The sequence below is a fragment of the Shewanella surugensis genome (assembly GCF_023284005.1).
Taxonomy (GTDB): domain Bacteria; phylum Pseudomonadota; class Gammaproteobacteria; order Enterobacterales; family Shewanellaceae; genus Shewanella; species Shewanella surugensis.
This window is the reverse complement of record NZ_JAKIKS010000049.1, coordinates 1-18,670: the sequence shown is the minus strand read 5'-3', so window position 1 is coordinate 18,670 and position 18,670 is coordinate 1. Positions and strand designations below refer to the sequence as shown.

The window sequence follows — 18,670 nt, the reverse complement described above, 5'->3', positions numbered from 1 at the left end:
ATTGGCACTATTGTTTATGCCTACAGCCCGAGTCTTTCCTGAAAAAAGCCAGACCGGCAATAAACGGCTGCATAAACGTAACAATAAGCTAAAAATAGGCGTTATCATTAAAAAGGCCACCAGCTGCTATAAAAAAACTGACTCAACCAACCGACATTTTGCGAGTCGGCAAAGGTGCCGGTGCCACTGTATTGAATACGGGCATTGGCGACGCGAGGTGACTCGATACGATTATCGGGACTGATGTCTTCGGCTCGAACCATTCCGGTTATGCGCACAAATTCATCGCCATTGTTAATGGAGATCCACTTTTCACCGCGGATCACCAAATTACCGTTACTCAACACTTGCATCACGTTGGCAGAAATACTGCCCGCGAGACTATTACTTTGATCCGCATCGGCTTCTCGCTTGGTTTTCATGCTATCGGAATAATTTAAATCAATCGGATTACCATAAATGGTCACGTTCTGCCCACCCGCATAAAGGGGCGCTAAACTCAGATCAGAACTTTTACTGAGTTCGTTATTGGCACTTTTTTTAGCCGAAGTCGACTCCATTAATACCACCGTAATAATATCACCCACTTTATGAGCGCGAATATCCGTATAGAGACTCGAAGATTGCTGCTCTTGATATAAAGAGCCCGTTGCCTCCATTTTTGTCGGCGATGCTTCAGGGTAAATAGGCGCATAATAGGGATCATCGGTAATGGGCTTACTTCCCCTGGAGGTACAGCCACTTAAAAAAGTCACAAAAATGAAGACTAATACCCAAGCGCACCTTGCCATGCCGTTTACTGACATATTATTTTTTATCATGCCGTTATCCATCATGCTATCAGCATTAAAGATTTTGATTAACATAAGACAGCATTTGATCCACCGCAGAAATCACTTTCGAGTTCATCTCGTAAATACGCTGACTCTCAATGAGGTTCACTAACTCTTCGGTCACATTCACATTTGATGTCTCAAGCGCCCCTTGCCTGATCGCCCCCATCCCATCGAGAGCCGCGGTCCCTTCGATCGGTGCACCACTGGCCCCCGTTTCGATATAGAGGTTTTGTCCTTGAGGCTCTAACCCGCTAGCATTAATAAAATCTGCCATGTTTAGCTGGCCTAAAATTTGATTTTCGGCTTCACCACTCACTTTTACCGACACTTCGCCCTCTGAAGAGACCGTGATACTGCTGGCATCTTCAGGAATAGCGATCCCCGGCTGCACCACAAAACCCGAGCCCGATGTCACTATTTTCCCTGATTCATCTAACGAGAACTGGCCGCTTCGGGTATACGCCGACGAGCCATCGGGCATTTGCACCTCAAAAAAACCTGGACCTTCTATCATTAAATCCAGCGAATTATCAGTGGTGATCATATTACCTTGGCTAAAAACTTTCTGAGTCGCTACCACTTTAGTGCCCGCACCAATATTAAGCCCGTTCGGCAACTTAGTATTGGCCGCACTCACGCCTCCGGCTTGATTAACTGTTTGGTATAATAAATCTTCAAACACCGCACGGCTTTTCTTAAATCCCACCGTACTGGCATTGGCCACATTATTTGAAACGACCGCAATATCGGTTTGCTGAGCATCAAGCCCCGTCTTACTTATCCATAACGCTGGATGCATGTTCCCTACTCCTCGATCCTCGTGGATGCTTAGCATTCACGAGGATTAGTTTTATAACATCAATATCGTCAACCGCATGACATCAATATTGGCTCTCTTTGCACCACGTTTTAGATCCAAAGAAAGCCATCAACTTATTCGCATTAACGACGCTGAAGCTCTGTCATTGTCTTCTGCCGTTTTCATTAATTTCACTTGCATTTCAAACTGGCGTTGTAAATTAATCATGGAAACCATTTCGTGCACGGGATTAACATTTGAACCTTCGACTGCGCCACTCTCGACCCGCACATTGCCATTTTCAGGTGCCCTATTCCCCGAAAGCAGGCGAAATAAGCCATCCTCCCCTCGCATCATGTTTTTATTGCCCGGATTGACTAACTTTATCTGCGCCACTTCTTCTACTACATCGCCTGTCGCCCCTAACGGGCGGATAGAAATAATGCCATCTTGAGAGATTGCAACTTTATCAATAGGAAGCGGTAGGACAATCGGTCCATTGCCTCCCATAATAGGTGTGCCTCTGTCGTTTCGAAGCAAACCTGTACTATCGAAACTTAAACTGCCTGAACGCGTGTAAGCTTCTTCCCCCGTAGGGGTTTGAACGGCTATCCAACCTTCACCTTTCACCGCAATATCTAAATCACGTCCGGTGGTTTTTATCGCGCCGGGCGTAAAGTCAGAAGACGGCGATTCTGCCATTGCAAAGACCCGTGTCGGCAGTCCATCACCAAAAGCCTGCATTGAGCGTGCCTGCACTAAATCCGATTTAAACGCATCGGTATTGGCATTCGCCAAATTATTGGCGCTCACGGCTAACGCATTCATATTTTGCTTAGCCCCACTCATGGCGATATAAAGTAACTTATCCATTAACGGCTCCGGTAAATTAACGCTTACCCTTATGATTAAAACTATCTGCTCTTGTCAGTCATTCTATTTTTCAACACTGAAAAGTCAGTCATGTCTCTGTCATATCGTAAACAAAAGAAGGCAAGCTTTATGCCATGCTCTGTCGCACAATAAGGCCAATAAACTGATTAAAAGTGATGCGGCACACCTTTGCCGCTCTAGCCAAGCCCCCTAAATAAAAGCAACATTAGCGGATCTGCAATATAGTCTGCTGCAGTGTATTGTTGACCTCTAATGTTCTTGAGTTCGCTTGATAATTACGCTGAGCCGAAATGAGATCCACCAATTCATTATTCAAATCAACATTCGACTGCTCCAGCGCCGATGAGGTGATATTCCCAAAGGTGCCACTATTGGCCTCCCCCGCCAGCGCTGCACCCGAGTCTAAACTGGCTTTCCAAGATGTATTACCCACTTGGGTTAACCCTTGCTCGTTAGCAAAACGCGCCAGTGCCACTCGTGCTAATGGCACAGCCGAACCATTACTGTAACTGGCAACAATCAAACCATCTGACCCGACTTCAACATTGGTGAGACGTCCAACGGTAGTGCCATCTTGAGTGAGCTGCGTCGCCTCAGAAATCCCTGCATATTGGGTGGGATTATTGAATTCGATGGTTAACGTTTGAGCACCATCAGTACCCGCCCCTAATACGCCAGCGCCGCCCACCCCTAAGGCTTCTGTCGTAATCGTCGCCGGATCACTTCCGGTATAACTGCCCACATCGTTAAAGGTCAATACCGCACCTTTCCAGCCAGAAGCCGTTTGCGCATTGCCCGTACTGTCAGCCGCACCGTCTCCTGTCGTATCAGTGTTGTAAGTCACAGCAGTCCCATCAACATCCACCGCTTCGCCATCAACGGCGTAAAATGCCACCCAATTACTTTCTCCCGTATACGCCCCTTCTTCTGGACGAACAAAATATGAACTTAAAATGTGCGGCTCACCCAAAGAGTCATACATGGTGACTGAGGTCGAATAATTGAACGTTGAGCTGTCATCGGGATCAAAAGCACTGACATCGAGCCCATCATCGCCCGCATTGAGGTTCATTTGTAAACCAATATTTTCAGTCATGGTCGGACTACCTGCAGTATCAGGGATTTGCACCGGTCCTGTGGTGGTTAAACTGACTGCAGTGGAATTACCTTCATCATCCACGGGGAATGTTTGTAAGAAATTACCTTGAGAGTCTGAAATATAGTTATTCGCATCGACTTTAAAATCACCCGCGCGGGTAAAAGAAAAATCCTGATTATCAATACCTGAAGAGGTAACAAAAAACCCCCCACCACCAATGGCCATGTCTAACGCATTACTGGTAAATTGTAGGCTCCCCTGATGGAACTGCTGTGCCACTTGTGTGGTTGTAACCCCGCCGCCCACTGCAGTCTTCGCATTGGAGAAAATAGAATTGGCATACACATCAGCAAATTCGGTGCGTGACTCTTTAAATCCGGTGGTATTCACGTTAGCAATATTATTTGCAGTGGTGTCTAAGTCTTTTTGCGCTGCTGAAATACCACTTAGTGCAATATTAAACGACATAACTCCTCTCCCCTTTTTTATTATATTTTTCTTTATGCTTTATTTTTTTATTTCTTTTACAACACGAATGCCTGATCGGTATGCCAATAGCAGCGCACAAATACGCGGTTCTATTCAAAAGTTGACCAATACAGGATCATCTTATGACTCAGATACTGCCAATACATCGGCCATTTGTATTCCGCCTAATCCACGTAAGTTCAATATGGCCCCCGTTTCACTCGTCCCCAAGGAGACACTCGTCACATGGGCATAAGTCGATACGGGTAACTCTTGACTCTCTCCATTGACTTTACCACTGGCTTTAATGGCGTAGCTGCCAGCAGCAACGGCCTCGCCATTAGCATCGAGGCCATCCCAAGACAAATCAATGTTGCCACCAGCACTGCCATCGACGATATAACTCGCAATTAAGGCACCACTGTCATCCTCAACACGAACAGTAATTTCATTAATCGCTTCAGGCGTACTGACTACAGATTTTAAGATAGGATCCTCAACGGAGATATAACCTGTATCCGAAGGAATGAGTACCTTTTGCCCAACAAGACTCGAGGCTTCTAAAGCTTGACTCGATGTCATAATGGCATTGAGGTTCACGATCTCGTCATTTAGGTTACTGATCCCATCTGCCGTAGAGAAAGCAGTGAGTTGCTGCACCATCTGATCATTTTCAACGGGTTTAAAGGGATCTTGCATCGATAATTCTTGCGTCAGCAAGGCTAAAAAATCTTCTTGAGTCAGCGCTTGATTATTCTCTTCAGGGACTACTGAGTCGGTCGGTAAACGTAATGCATCTAAAAATGGATTGCCGGTAATAACACTGGATGTACTCATGTAGTAATTTTCCTTAACGTTTGAAAATAAACATCAAATAGCGACATTTAAGATTTCCCTATTCTCAAGGTTTGTTGCAACATTGATTTGGCGGCATCGGTAACTTGTACGTTCATTTGATAAGAACGAGAAGCCGAAATCATATCGGCCATTTCCTCCATCACATTCACATTAGGCTTATAGATATACCCATCGGTATCCGCCATGGGATGATTGGGAGAAAACGTTTTCGTTAACGGTAAATCACTTTCGACTATCCCTTTTACTGCCACTCCCACCGAGGACTGCTGTTGTTTTTGAGCTTGGTTCATGGTGGCTTCAAAAATGGGATGCCGAGCACGGTAAGTCGTGCCAATACTGCTCGACACGGCATCGGCATTGGCAATATTACTGGCCGTGGTATTTAACCTGACCGATTGCGCTGACATTCCCGAACCCGCCACATTAAAGATATTAAATAAGCTCATGATTAATCTCCTCTAATGGCTTTTTTCAAGCCTTTAAACCCACTATCAAGAAACCCCAGAGACATCTGATATTCCAATGAGTTTTGCATAAAAGCTGACTGCTCTTGCTGCATATCGACAGTATTACCATCACCAGTATCAGGCTGTGTGGGTGCTCGATAATCGGGGGTTTGTTGAGATAAGGCTTCCAAATCAAAATGTTTACGATTGCTAATTGCCATCTTGAGTCCGTTTTGTTGACGACTGGCTGAGGCTAACGCCTTATCAAAATCGATATCACGGGCTTTATATTGCGGCGTATCCGCATTGGCAATATTAGAAGACAAGACTTCGGCCCTTTGAGAGCGAACACCTAAGGTATATTGATGAACGCCTAATGCTTTATCAAAATTAATCGCCATAAATTTGCCTGTTGATGTTTAATCATTGATATAAGCAATTGATGTGCCAAGTCATAATCCAGCACGGTTTTAGGCGGGTAAATGAAGAGGGGGAAACTCAGAAGGATAATGAAACAATAGTTAACGGCAATCGATTGCCGAGCTTTAAAAGTAAGATCGCAAATTAAGAGGCTAAAAATAGCGATAGACAGTTCAAACAACCCAATAACAATGAAAAATAAACACATTAAATGAAAATGTATTACTTTAAAATCATCATTTCAACTTCATCCATAAAAGCCCAATCCATTCATGAAGTGCGGTTGCCGACATGTGTAAATAAGACTCTTCAGGATATAAATGTGAAAAATGCATACCGCAAATCTGCGTTCGACTTAAGTGCATGGTGGGAGCAGGAATAACCTGCAACTCCATTTTATTATAGAAAGCCATTGTTCTTAACATATGACTGGCTGTCGTAACCACGGCCACTGACTCATCACCAATTATTGATTTTATTGTCAACACTTCTTCTTCGGTGTCTCTTGGTTTTTCAAAGATTTGAATATTGTTCGCTGGGATCCCTAATGCTAGCGCTAACTCTTGATGCATGACCGCGGTAGAGCGAATATGATTAATCCCTGTATAGCCTGATAATAACAGCGTCGCATTAGGGTTTAAATGCCAAATACGCACTGCTTCAACCACCCTAATACTCGAGGTATAACTTAACTGACTGGTAATAGGCAAAGAAGAAGCTTCGAAATGACCACTACCTAAAACATGAATAAAACGAATCGGTTCACCGCTATACACTGGATATGTAAACTCAAGCGGACTTAATAATGCAAAAGCCACTGGCTGAAGGCTCAATAGATATAAAAAAATAAACCCTAAGCCTAATAAACCATAGCCTAACTGATTATCATCAAGATACAAAAAAATAAAAGCGACTAACATCAGTCCCAAACAGGCTGGTAAAGGACTTAATAATCGACCTAACACCCACTTGATATAAAACATATCAACCTCAATGACACCAACTACTACCAAACTGATTATTGCGACTAAATGATACTACCAACTGGTTCATATAATTTATGACTAAAACTTAAGTGTAGTTCTCCTGCAAACTGGTAGACCAAAAAAATCATCACCCTCCCCATTAACAGCCATAAACAGTATGCTTAAAAGTGCGAATTAGGTTGCTTAAGAAATGACTTTTCCTCTGCAGTAGACTCCCGCCCTAAAATGTCATTGCGATGAGGGTAACGACCAAATCGATCAATAATGGCTTTATGTTGATATTCAAAATCAACACTCGACAGCGTCGCTCTTTGCTTAAAGAGCGGGAGTGCCATTTCATGGATCCGTGCCGACTCACTGTGCATCATAGGTAAATACAAGAAACTGCATTCAGCACTGGTAAGCTTTTTATCCGCTCTTTGAGCAATTGCTTCTTGGCATAAAGCCAAAGCCAAGGGATCCGATGCAAAGGCTTGAGACGTATCTCGATACATATTTCTTGAAAACTGATCGAGTACAAGAATTTCGGCTAACCGCCCTTTTGGTGTTTGCCTCCAAGCATAAAGCTCACATCGATTGGCCTGATGATGTAAGTGAAAAAATTGCTCCCTGATAATTTGATCAAATTTGGGATCTTTTTCCCACCACTGAGCCGATTTTATTTCTTCAAACCAAAATTGTAATACTCGTTGATACATAAGGTTTCCTTTTTTCTGCTTAGCAACATGTCTAATGCCCCAAAAGCTGAGTCATTCAACTAATACTTCAACCTAGACTAAAAAGCCATATAATCAAAGATAGAACACTCTCTCTATTGATATCAATGAAAATAGTTGAACATGACAAGCAATACCTAAAGGAATTCATCACCCTCAATGAAGAGTGGATAAATTATTACTTTTCTATTGAAGCCGTTGATCGGGAACTTGCCGCGAATCCCGCTGATGTTATAGAGAGTAGAGACTATATCCAGTCTACGGCTAAATGAGCGGATAGTTGGCGTATGTGCATTATTTAATAAGGATGAAGGCTTCATCAAACTCAATAAAATCAAAGCAAAAAAAATCTTTTTAGTGTCCAATGCTCGATTAGAAACCACCATAGCACTGTATAGATAATATGGATTTACAGCAGCCACTCAACATTCACACCCAGAATATGGCCGAGCCAATATCGTCATGGAATACTCTTTTATACGAGAGATACCCAAGTGAAATAAAAATTCTAATGTCACTTGAGTATACAAACCACCTAGGAATAACAGTAAAACCCATTATAAATTAATCTATTAAAACTATTTATTGCTTTTGGAGAACAGTATTAATCTTATAGTAATTGGCATCCATATAGAAGCAATAATAAGCACTATCAAAGCAAGCAAATTTATGCGCAGGTAAACCCAAGCTAATAAACTCTAGAATAAAGGAAACTAGCGGAATAAATATTATAAAAATAAACATCCTTGGAGCAAGCCCACTCGCTTAGGTTCGACTTCGCTACGCGCAGCGGGTGGGTATTAATGCGACAAAAAGACTCAAAATCTACGCGGCAAGAGACAAGAAATCAAACCCGAAGGGGTTGATAAGTCCTAACCCATGCTGACTTGATCTTTGTCCTTGCTTCAATTTTACCTCTAAAAGTATTATTATTTTTGACTCGCATGCAAGAAATTATTATAAACCCAGCGGTAACTTGTATGCTCAGCTAACAAACCACCAAGCGCCATACCATGCTCACTTCGCCAGTCCTCCATTAATTCAGCAAGTACTGATGCCCATGTTGCCACTTTAACGCCAGCTTGAGTCATCCGATGAATCGCTGCGTCTGCTACTACTTTGTTCCACGTCCCAGATGCATCAACTACCGCATAGACATCATAACCCTCCTCGACAGCCGAAATAGCGGGAAACATTAAACACACATCGGTCACAATACCTGCCATAATAATTTTTTTACGCCCTGTGGCTTCAACGGCCTGCTTGAATTGAGCGTTCTTCCACGCATTAATTTCACCTTCACGTTCAATCACTTTATCACCTAAAATATCAATAATTTCAGGCATAATGGGACCGTTAGGACCATCAGACAAACTCGCTGTTGTTATTGTCGGCAAGCCCACAGTACGAGCCAAAGAACATAGTCCTTTGATATTTTCTGTCATTAAATGTGGATCTTGATCTCTACAACTCACTAATAAACCCACTTGATGATCGATCATAGTCAAAACGGCATTGTCACTTGTTAAAGTTTCAAAAAATTTATTCATCACAAACTCCAATATTTAACGATATGAAAATTAACTAACAACGATAAATTCAACATCATTAATGACATTGATTTTTACATTTTTACTTCGAATTAAATAACCATCTTCTGCTGAAATAATGCTGTCACCCTCAATGAAATCAACCTTTCCTTGTGTCACATAAATAAGCGTTTCGTTTTCAAATTGCATATCACTATTGGCAGCGAGCCTCACAATATCGATACAGGTATGACTGTCAAAAATGCTATTTTGCTGCTTATTACCGCCATAAATCCGAGTCACACCCATTGAGTCTGGGGAGTAATATTTATAACCAGCAGGTTCACCTGTGTTTTCAGGTAAAACCCATAGTTGAATCATACGGTTCTTAGTCCTGTTTGGATTCACTTCATTATGTGAAAAACCTTCTCCGCCTGCACGTTGTACTTGTACATCACCCACTTTAAGGCCTGTACCATGTGCCAATGAACCTTCATGCTTAATCTCTCCTGCAACCATGACAGAAATAACATCAATTTCTCTATGGGGATGCATCCCTGTTTCACCTTTAGGGTTAAAACACGCATCAGCCAAATAGACAAAAAGCCCTAATCCTTGGAATCTATTAACAATTTTTCTTCCACCAAATAGTTTTATATCAGTCACTAACCTGTACTCTGTTAATCCAGCAAAACCACCTAAAGGTAAAGAATCCCTCGTTAATACTTGCATAGCGACGTCCTGATATATTCTATAGTTAATCGTTCAATCATAAATAAATGCTATTGTTTTATAAATAGGTGATTATTGATAATATAATCTCAATTTCAACAACAATTTAATCGATTAATAATATGAAGCAAGATCTTAACGACATGATGGCCTTTCTCGCAGTAGTTGAAACGGGTAGCTTTACCTTGGCTGCAGAGAGGTTAGCCATACCTAAAGCGAATGTGAGCCGTAAGATATCTCGATTAGAACAAAGACTAAATGTGACATTACTAGAGCGCTCAACTCGCTCACAGCATTTAACTGAAGCAGGTACCCGCTATTTAACTCATTGCAAGAGTATTCATGAAGAAATCGACTTAGCAGAAGCTTCAGTAAATGAAATTATCCACCTTATTAAAGGACCGCTAAAAGTCGGCGTTTCCGTTACCATAGGCCAACAAATAATCCAACCTGCTTTATCTCGTTTCCTATCAAGATACTCAGATCTCAACCTACAACTCCTATTACTCAATGAAAGAGTCAACTTTATTGAAGAAGGATATGACTTGGTGATCCGTGTGGGTAAACTCGATGATTCTTCATTAATCGCAAGAAAACTAGGAACAACACAAAGAAAGTTCTTCGCGAGTCCACGCTATTTCAGCCAATCATCTATACCTGAAGATATTAACGAACTACTCGCGCATGATTTACTATTAATGAGTCATTTAATCAAAGAAGAGAAACTACAACTATTTTCAAATAAGATATTGCACACCATGAGCATTAAGCCAAAGCTCGTGATTAACGATTTCTCTCTACTCAAGCAAATGACAATTGAAGGACTTGGTATTAGCATACTACCTGAATACATGTGCCAGTCTGAGTTAATCGATAAGACACTCATACCACTACTCCCTCATTGGACAATGGAATCAGTACATCTTTATGTCCTTTATCCAAAAAATCGTGCTAAAATACCTAAAATCAATGCCTTTTTAGATTTTATTTCAGATTTATTTAAAGAGAAACTCACTCATATTTAATGATACTGATATTTTTCTCGTCATCGATTGAATTAACATTCACCTCGAAATAATGACGGTCAGAACACCATTTATTTCATTTTAAATCATTATGTTACCCGTCACCATCATACATCTAATGTCCTACTTGGTGCAGAAATATTTATCGATATATTATCTAGACGGGTACTCATACGTAATAACGACACTGATAGAGACAAGCAGCACGGCTCAAGCCGTGTTCTTAGTATTCAGATTTTAACATAGCGTAGACATACTCATCTCCCCATGCCCCTTTGAAAAATACATTCTGCATAAAATGCGCTTCTTTACGGAAATTAAGCCTTTCAACTAACTGACAAGAAGGTCGATTCTTCGTATCCGTTATGGCAATCACCCTATGTTTATTCAACGTATTAAATAAATAAGCCAATAAAGTATTAACCGCTTCACAAGCAATACCTTTACCTTGATATTGAGGCGCTAATGTAAACCCTATCTCGACCTGTTGCTCATCAATAAAATGCACCGCTAAATCGCCAAACAATACCTCAGACTCACGATCGGCAATCGCTAATTGATACCAATGGCCTTCTTGTCCAAAATGTGCGTAATCCGTCCCCTCTAATAAAGCTTTTGCGTCAGACAAGCTATAATCTTCCCCCCAACTTTGATATTGTGCAACCTCCGGCATCGACCGATATTGGCTAAAGGCCAATAGATCATTTGGTGCCAAGGCTCTAATGATAAAATGTTCCGTTATTAATTCAGGGCTCATGATGAACTCTCTAGTTTAAATAATATTTAATTTCATGCTAACATTAAAAATTTCATTATACTACAATACATTATAGTATAAACACTCTCTAATTATCATGATAAGAATAAGAAGTAACAGGTAAAAGCTAGGTATTATTCTTTTTTAAGAAATAATCATTCTATGCAATATCTTGCCTTTTTCATCGATTTTGTTTTGCACTGAAATGTACACCTCAATAGTCTAGTTAGTCATATGGGGTATTGGTCGTATCTAGTGTTTTTTCTGATTATTTTTGGTGAAACAGGTTTGGTTATTTTGCCCTTCTTACTTGGAGACTCTTTATTATTAGCCGTAGGCTATCTTGCCAGCACTGGCTCACTCAATATTTATATATTATTATCGTCTTGGATTTTTGCCGCTATTTTAGGTAATACAGTGAATTACCTAACAGGAAGATGGATCGGCCCTAAAATATTTCATTTTCCTCGTTCTCGCTGGTTTAACCCCCTTTACCTTCAAAAAGCGCATCATTTCTATAACTGCTATGGTGAACTCGCCCTTATTTTTGCTCGTTTCATTCCCATCATTCGAACGTTTGCCCCCTTTGTTGCTGGTATTGCCGCCATGAATTGGCGACGATTTCCATTATGATCCCTATTTTAGGGATCATAAGCCGCAATCGAAAAGAGAAGCATAAATCAAAATAATGACATGGTAAAACGTAAACAAAATTAACGATTGAAAGGATTCATATGCCATGCCCGAGAACAGGTGTGCCCCTCAAGGCTGTTAACGTTGGTGGAATTACTGTCGATATATCTGAAACCTGTGGCGGTGTTTTTTTCGATCACTTAGAACTTCTGTATTTCGATGAAAAAAGTGAACGTCGTGGCAGTGTACTAGCCGATCATCTTAAACAATTTCAACCGCCACAACTCAATTTAACTCAGCGTATTCACTGCCAAAAATGTGTTGATATTGTCATGCTCAGACATTATTACAGTCCTAATTACAATCCTAAAAAAGTCATTGAAGTTGATGAATGTCTAGGCTGTGGTGGATTTTGGTTTGATTACGGTGAACTGGAAAAATCAGGAAGCTTTTCCCTACAAAAGCCGATAGAAACAATGCAGCGGAAGCATTCGAACAAAGCATCATTCACAGCTCAGAGTACCGAGGTCACATCCAACATTTAGAAACCAAAGAAGCCCTAGCCGAACGGATTGAACACGTTAAACGGATCCACTCATTTTTATACATACTTAACCCTTAACCCTTTTTCTAAGTCCATCATCTAGGATCAGCGACTCATTTCTCACCCATTTGAGTCATCGATATTTCACTTTCCGAAACATGAAGTAACATTAATGGAGTAAATGCTCAATAAATGTTACTTCACGTAAAAGACTAACCACTTAGTTTATCTTAATAAAATTTATTTCAATACCCTGTAAAATAAGAGTCATTGCTCAATAATGATACAATTAATAACATTCAAACCCTTTGACAAAATAAAATTTCATGCTATAAATCGAATTCTACAATAAGAATAAAATATAAAAACGAAATGAGGTTGTATATTATGGCGTGTAACTTAGATGAAGATATTGAATATTTCCTTAAACAACAAAATCTTAAAATTAAAGACACTATAGAGTCAATACCGTTTAAAGGATGCTTTGCTCAACTCAACAATAACGATATCAGTGTCGATACCGATAATAAAAACATAATAAAAACATAACCGATAAATAAGAATACCACTAAAAATAGCCATTTTCTCTTAATTTGATTTTTAAACAAGATCTTAAAGAATCATAATGGCTTAACTATCATACACATCATCACTATTTCTGCCCCCCGACATTATTCCATATTGTTCAAGGATCATATCCGCCGCTTTTTCTGCAATCGCCATGGTCGGAGCATTCGTATTCCCCCCTATTAACGTCGGCATAATTGACGCATCGACGACTCTGAGGCCTCGAATTCCATGCACTTGTAAACGTTCATTGACCACAGCCATATTATCGCTCCCCATTTTACAACTGCCCACAGGATGATAAATTGTCTCTGCCGCGGCCTGAATAAATTGACGAATATCATCATCAGTTTTAAGCGCATGATCAGGCACTAAACGTTTACCTTGATATGGTTTGAAAGCTGGCTGTTCTAGCAAGTGTAAACACGCTTTAACGCCAACAACCATTTTATCAAGATCTTCTGATCGACTAAGATAATTAGCCTCAATACTCACCTTATCTTCAGGATCACTGCTATTCAGCGTAATAAAACCTCGACTTTTGGGCCTCAATTCACACACATGTAAAGAATATCCCTCCCCTATCATGAATCGCCAATCCCAACCATGATTACGCAATTTTAAACAACAAAAGTGATATTGTAGATCTGGAATATCGAGTGAGGGTGCAGATTTAACGAACCCACCTGCCTCTGTACCATTACTGCTAAAATAACCGCGGTGTTTAACAATATGTTGATAAAGATTATACACCGAATGGCTCAATATATTCTTAAGTGTCAGTCCATAAGATACCGCTTGAGTACATTGATAAACCAACATAATATCTAAATGATCTTGAAGGTTTCTGCCTACCCCAGGTAAATCATGTTTCACAACTATCCCATGTTGCTTGAGAACATGTCTATCGCCAATACCCGATAACATCAATAATTGAGGGCTGTTTAATGTACCGCCACACACAATAACCTCACACTTCGCTCGAATATGATAACGATGACCTTTCCGTGAATAGCACACCCCCGTCACCTGTTGTGGGTCCTCAGAATGTTCAAACTCAAGCTGACATACCAATGCTTGATCAATAATATGCAAGTTAGCTCGCTTCTGTGCTGGCCTTAAATACGCCACTGCGGCACTACAACGTTTACCTGTTTTTTGCGTAACTTGATAAAAACCCACACCTTCTTGATCTTTCCCATTAAAATCATAATTGTCTTTATAGCCCGCTTGCACGCCTGCCATAACAAAAGCTTGAGATAAAGGATTTTTTACTTCTATATCTTGTATATTGAGGGGGCCTTTAATACCATGAAAATCATCAGGCCCTCTTTCTTGATGTTGACCACGCTTAAAATAGGGCAGCATCTCTGCATAACTCCAGCCCTTATTGCCTAATGCAGACCAATGATCATAATCTTTGTGATGTCCTCGAGTATAAATCATGGCATTACTGGCACTACAGCCCCCTAATGTTTTTCCTCTGGGCCAAAACAAACGGCGATCATTAAGGTGTTTCTCTGACTGAGTATAATAATGCCAATTGAGTACCTTACTTCTCATCATCCATAAAATGCCAAAAGGCCAATGGATCGCTTTATGCGTATCTTTTGGGCCAGCCTCTATTAAGCATACATTCACATTTAGGTTTGCTGATAAACGGTTAGCGAGCACACATCCTGCAGATCCTGCTCCGACAATAATATAATCATACATAACATATCCTTGTTATTGACAAATAAACCAATAGCATAAACTGCATTAATTCAATCATAAAAATGGATAAAATCGATGAACAGTATCAATGGCTAATCAAAGCCTTTAAGAAAAGTAAGTCCCATCATATTCACAGTAAAAAAGGGAAGATTCCCTTCGAAAATCAAAGCTAACATAGTATAAACATACCCATAATAATATCGACCATTATGATTATCTGAATAAAGCACGTTAATATTAATCTTTTGTCTTTTAATTAAATAATCTGCCACTATAACGCTATAAATAGGTGACAATAACAAAGTCAATGCTACTAACATGCTAAAATAAATGAGCACAATAATACAAAGAGCTGATCAAACCACGCCAGCCAACACTATCCATACATTGACATAGTGACTCATCAATAGAATATCCACGACGGTATATCCCGCTAAACGTTGTGCCGTATTGCCCTATAAGTTAACGACTGTTCACCAGCCAATAATTCCAATGTCATTGTAATATAGGGATTTATTTTTCATTATCTCACCGCTTATTATCCATGTTCATCCCTATGACTCCGATCTTATAACAAGATTGAAATTGACTCATGAATATGTAAAGTCTATCGCTTCTCGCTCTTAATCATGAGTAACCTATCCAGTCATATCAATATATTAAACATTAGAATAAATCATTTTCAATAATAATTTCATCGACGTATGGCTAATACCGTTATTGACTTCAATAAAGAATAATTGGTAAGAAACTCACCTTTCAACAGAAAAATCAACAACATGATATTAAATTTAAAGATTATTCTTTAATGTTATTTGAATATAATGAAACTGGAATGTAATGATAAATTTAACGGTAAAGAAAAAACTCTACATCACACTTATTTTCATGATTTTTTTTATTTTAGTGATTGGTATTCTTTCTAATGTCAATATGGATAAACTCGCACTTCAGCGTATTATTCTTTTGGACTTAAAAGATGCCAATAATAATCTTTATCAAGCACGCCTCGCTCAATCAAATTTCATTATCAACGAAGATATTCGTTTCCAAAAAGAAGCTGAAAAAGAAATTAACCATTCATTATCGACACTAAACAATGTTAAAAAACAAATGAAAGTTGAAAAAAGTCAACAAACTATTGATGAAATAATCAAAGAGGTTAAGACCTTCAACAACCAGTTCAATGATCTAACTCATGTTTTTTATCATATATTAAATGTCAGAATCGATGTCGATAAAGCAGCTGAAAGACTCACTTCCAGGCTCGATAAACTGTTATCCTCCGTTGAAACATCACCTTCAAAGGTAAACAATCAGCTTACTCCTCACATTAAAGCCTTAAAGAATCGCTTTAATGATTTACGCATTGCTGTCTGGAAATATAATGATCACCCTACAGGGGAACATTCACAACACATTATCATCATAATGACGAGTCTTGATAATATGTTCGACAACCTGAAAAGAGTAAAAATGACAAAGGATATACGCCATGAAATAAGTGATATGATTGAACTCATCGGTCGTTATAACAGCTTGTTTAACAAAAAACACCAATATAACTTAGAAATGAAATCCATTATTGAGCATACTATTAGTCGTGCCAATATCGCATCTAACAAAACAGCACAATTGATTCAATCTGAAACAAAAATAACATTGACTGTGCATCACAATGCCAAGACAGTCATGTATCTCATCATTGCTTTTGTCATTTTACTGAGTTTAGTACTCTGTGTTTGGCTAGTGCGCTCCATCATGTTACCGCTAAATAAATCGGTCCATTTTGCTCAAAAAATAGCACAGGGTGATCTAACGCAACATATTACCATTAAAGGGGATGATGAATTTAATACCCTCAATAGTGCACTCAATACCTCTGCAAGCTCCCTACTCGGTATCATCATACAACTCAAAAAAGTCTCTAATGTATTACTTGACTCTGGCACTTCGATTAACGCTTTTATTTCAGAATCAACATACCATGTGAAACATCAACAAGTGGAAACCGAAAACATTGCCGCTGCAATCAATGAAATGTCGATGGCAGCGGGTCATATCGCTGACAGTGCCAACGAAGCAACATGCCAAAGTCAACAAGCCAATGATGCTGCTAACAAAGGCAATATCGCGGTTCACAATACCATCAGTTCAATGGAAACCCTCTCTAATGAGATGATTTCAGCTTATAGTGTGATTAATAAACTCGATGATGATGTCAAAAATATCGGCAGTATTTTGAGTGTCATCGGCAAAATTGCCGATCAAACTAATTTACTCGCACTCAATGCCGCTATCGAAGCTGCGAGAGCCGGGGAACAAGGTCGAGGTTTTGCCGTTGTCGCGGACGAAGTCCGTAGCTTGGCACAAAAAACGCAAGACTCAATAGAAGATATCACCCTCATCATTAACGCAATAAAAACTGGAGCTTCCAATGTTGTTAACGTCATGGAACAGTCAACTGAACGTAGCTACGAAGTGGTTGAACTCTCAAATCAATCCGGTAAAGCATACAAGCATATTGCAGATGCCATATACGTCATATCCGATACTAATGCTAAAGTGTCCGTGGGCGTTAAAGAGCAATCCTCTGTTGCTGAAGAAATCAATCATAATATTTTAAAAATTAAAGATATCACCGATCAAAATGCCAATGGCTTAGATTCGATTAAACAACAAGTTAAAACATTAAAGCAACAAACTCATACCTTAGATGAACTGATAACCTTTTTTAATATTCAATAATAAGGTTTTGAATAATTTTTCAATATATTAAACTATAACAAATAGTTGAGATCAATAAACGTTTTCTTATTTTCCATGAATTCATTTTATCTTCAACAAGTAGAAAGCGACTTGAGCTTGTCGATCCCCACATTACTTGCTAACGTAACAATGTTGCCAATTAGTTAAATACTGTAAGCAGTACTGGAAAATGAATCTGAAGGAGATAAAAATGGAAGCATTAGTAAAATATGCCCCAAAGCAAGCAGGAGAATTATTTCAATACCGATCTAAAACCCTAGTATGTTATGAATATAGACAAGATGAACAATATCCCGACCTTTATTATTCAGGCTCCTCTTATCTCAACTTAGAAACAACAGAACACCCCAATCACATTGCTTATTACATTGCAGGCAATCAAACCCAGTGTCATACCTTTAGATTGATCTTAAACATTAATAATGTCGCTTACATGCCAGCCGATAAAGAATACTTGTTGGCATGTGCTAAAGATCTCTATTTATACGTCTTTGACCGTCCGTTAGATCCTCGTATTATTCACGCCATTAAGCATGGAGAGGATATCCGATTCCTCTATAAAAAAACTAATGTCAGCTTATATAAAAAGGACTGGTCAGCGGGGGCAATAAACGGTTTTGAACTTGAATTTAGTATCGGTTGATTTTTATCCGCATTTAACCATTAATCTCTAGCTTTGAACTCTGAGAACTCATCCATTTTATATTGGCAAGGATGCCAATCTATCTCCAACACGGTACGCCAACCTCACCCACACGCCATGACTCCTAGATCTCAGCAATAAGCGACACACGTTTACCTGTTAAAAACTCATAAGGACTGAGAAAGTTTAACGCCTTTCTTGGCCTCATGTTAATTAAAAATTCAGCATTGGCT

At 39.5% G+C, this 18,670-nt stretch carries 19 protein-coding genes and 1 pseudogene; 6 read left to right on the top strand and 14 right to left on the bottom strand.

Translation table 11 applies throughout. The annotated features are described in order from the left end of the window. Positions 1-107: 107 nt before the first annotated feature. The 11 genes from flgH to L2764_RS13360 form a co-directional block, all read right to left on the bottom strand. A complete protein-coding gene (gene flgH, locus L2764_RS13410; RefSeq protein ID WP_248940779.1) occupies positions 108-791 on the bottom strand; it encodes a flagellar basal body L-ring protein FlgH in 684 nt (227 codons plus the stop codon). Positions 792-846: 55 nt separating this feature from the next. Then, the gene (flgG, locus tag L2764_RS13405; protein ID WP_248940764.1) at positions 847-1,635 is read right to left on the bottom strand and encodes a flagellar basal-body rod protein FlgG; all 789 of its coding nucleotides are present in this window, start codon (positions 1,633-1,635) and stop codon (positions 847-849) included. Between the two features lie 129 nt (positions 1,636-1,764). Beyond that, on the bottom strand, positions 1,765-2,508 hold the full coding sequence (gene flgF, locus L2764_RS13400; protein WP_248940763.1) for a flagellar basal-body rod protein FlgF: 744 nt from the start codon (positions 2,506-2,508) through the stop codon (positions 1,765-1,767). Between the two features lie 226 nt (positions 2,509-2,734). Further along, the gene (gene flgE, locus L2764_RS13395) at positions 2,735-4,096 is read right to left on the bottom strand and encodes a flagellar hook protein FlgE (RefSeq protein ID WP_248940762.1); all 1,362 of its coding nucleotides are present in this window, start codon (positions 4,094-4,096) and stop codon (positions 2,735-2,737) included. A 141-nt stretch (positions 4,097-4,237) separates the two neighbouring features. Continuing rightward, positions 4,238-4,933, bottom strand: a complete 696-nt coding sequence (locus tag L2764_RS13390; RefSeq protein ID WP_248940761.1) for a flagellar hook assembly protein FlgD — start codon at positions 4,931-4,933, stop codon at positions 4,238-4,240. A 47-nt stretch (positions 4,934-4,980) separates the two neighbouring features. Beyond that, a complete protein-coding gene (flgC, locus tag L2764_RS13385) occupies positions 4,981-5,400 on the bottom strand; it encodes a flagellar basal body rod protein FlgC (protein ID WP_248940760.1) in 420 nt (139 codons plus the stop codon). Between the two features lie 2 nt (positions 5,401-5,402). Beyond that, positions 5,403-5,801: a flagellar basal body rod protein FlgB gene (gene flgB / locus L2764_RS13380; protein WP_248940759.1), complete on the bottom strand. Its 399-nt coding sequence runs from the start codon at positions 5,799-5,801 to the stop codon at positions 5,403-5,405. A gap of 255 nt (positions 5,802-6,056) precedes the next feature. Further along, positions 6,057-6,803, bottom strand: coding sequence for an ElyC/SanA/YdcF family protein (locus L2764_RS13375; RefSeq protein WP_248940758.1), 747 nt, complete (start codon positions 6,801-6,803; stop codon positions 6,057-6,059). A 164-nt stretch (positions 6,804-6,967) separates the two neighbouring features. Beyond that, complete coding sequence (locus L2764_RS13370) at positions 6,968-7,504, bottom strand: DUF924 family protein (protein ID WP_248940757.1); 537 nt, start codon at positions 7,502-7,504, stop codon at positions 6,968-6,970. A gap of 947 nt (positions 7,505-8,451) precedes the next feature. Beyond that, positions 8,452-9,072 carry an isochorismatase family protein gene (locus L2764_RS13365; protein WP_248940756.1) on the bottom strand — a complete coding sequence of 207 codons (621 nt, stop codon included), beginning with the start codon at positions 9,070-9,072 and terminating at the stop codon, positions 8,452-8,454. Positions 9,073-9,102: 30 nt separating this feature from the next. Next, positions 9,103-9,783 (bottom strand): pirin family protein, encoded by a 681-nt coding sequence (locus L2764_RS13360; protein ID WP_248940755.1) that lies wholly within the window; start codon positions 9,781-9,783, stop codon positions 9,103-9,105. A 122-nt stretch (positions 9,784-9,905) separates the two neighbouring features. Between L2764_RS13360 and L2764_RS13355 the strand changes: the two genes are divergently transcribed. Continuing rightward, entirely contained in the window at positions 9,906-10,808 is a 903-nt protein-coding gene (locus L2764_RS13355; RefSeq protein WP_248940754.1) for a LysR family transcriptional regulator, read from the top strand. A gap of 223 nt (positions 10,809-11,031) precedes the next feature. Here the strand turns inward: L2764_RS13355 and L2764_RS13350 are convergent, their stop codons facing one another. Beyond that, on the bottom strand, positions 11,032-11,565 hold the full coding sequence (locus tag L2764_RS13350) for a GNAT family N-acetyltransferase (RefSeq protein ID WP_248940753.1): 534 nt from the start codon (positions 11,563-11,565) through the stop codon (positions 11,032-11,034). A 255-nt stretch (positions 11,566-11,820) separates the two neighbouring features. On the opposite strand from L2764_RS13350, the gene L2764_RS13345 reads away from it, so the two are divergent. The 3 genes from L2764_RS13345 to L2764_RS13335 all read left to right on the top strand — a co-directional run bounded on the left by L2764_RS13345 (position 11,821) and on the right by L2764_RS13335 (position 13,291). Then, on the top strand, positions 11,821-12,198 hold the full coding sequence (locus tag L2764_RS13345) for a VTT domain-containing protein (protein WP_248940752.1): 378 nt from the start codon (positions 11,821-11,823) through the stop codon (positions 12,196-12,198). 101 nt (positions 12,199-12,299) lie between these two features. After that, a complete protein-coding gene (locus L2764_RS13340) occupies positions 12,300-12,743 on the top strand; it encodes a TFIIB-type zinc ribbon-containing protein (protein WP_248940751.1) in 444 nt (147 codons plus the stop codon). Positions 12,744-13,129: 386 nt separating this feature from the next. Next, on the top strand, positions 13,130-13,291 hold the full coding sequence (locus L2764_RS13335) for a hypothetical protein (protein ID WP_248940750.1): 162 nt from the start codon (positions 13,130-13,132) through the stop codon (positions 13,289-13,291). A gap of 81 nt (positions 13,292-13,372) precedes the next feature. Here L2764_RS13335 and L2764_RS13330 read toward each other — a convergent pair whose 3' ends face one another. Further along, on the bottom strand, positions 13,373-15,025 hold the full coding sequence (locus tag L2764_RS13330) for a GMC family oxidoreductase (RefSeq protein WP_248940749.1): 1,653 nt from the start codon (positions 15,023-15,025) through the stop codon (positions 13,373-13,375). 840 nt (positions 15,026-15,865) lie between these two features. Between L2764_RS13330 and L2764_RS13325 the strand changes: the two genes are divergently transcribed. Together L2764_RS13325 and L2764_RS13320 are read left to right on the top strand one after the other, a co-directional pair. Then, on the top strand, positions 15,866-17,773 hold the full coding sequence (locus tag L2764_RS13325) for a HAMP domain-containing methyl-accepting chemotaxis protein (protein WP_248940748.1): 1,908 nt from the start codon (positions 15,866-15,868) through the stop codon (positions 17,771-17,773). 211 nt (positions 17,774-17,984) lie between these two features. Further along, positions 17,985-18,437 (top strand): hypothetical protein, encoded by a 453-nt coding sequence (locus L2764_RS13320; RefSeq protein ID WP_248940747.1) that lies wholly within the window; start codon positions 17,985-17,987, stop codon positions 18,435-18,437. A gap of 124 nt (positions 18,438-18,561) precedes the next feature. Here the strand turns inward: L2764_RS13320 and L2764_RS13315 are convergent. After that, positions 18,562-18,670: pseudogene (locus L2764_RS13315) on the bottom strand (IS30-like element ISVsa7 family transposase); the annotation flags it as partial.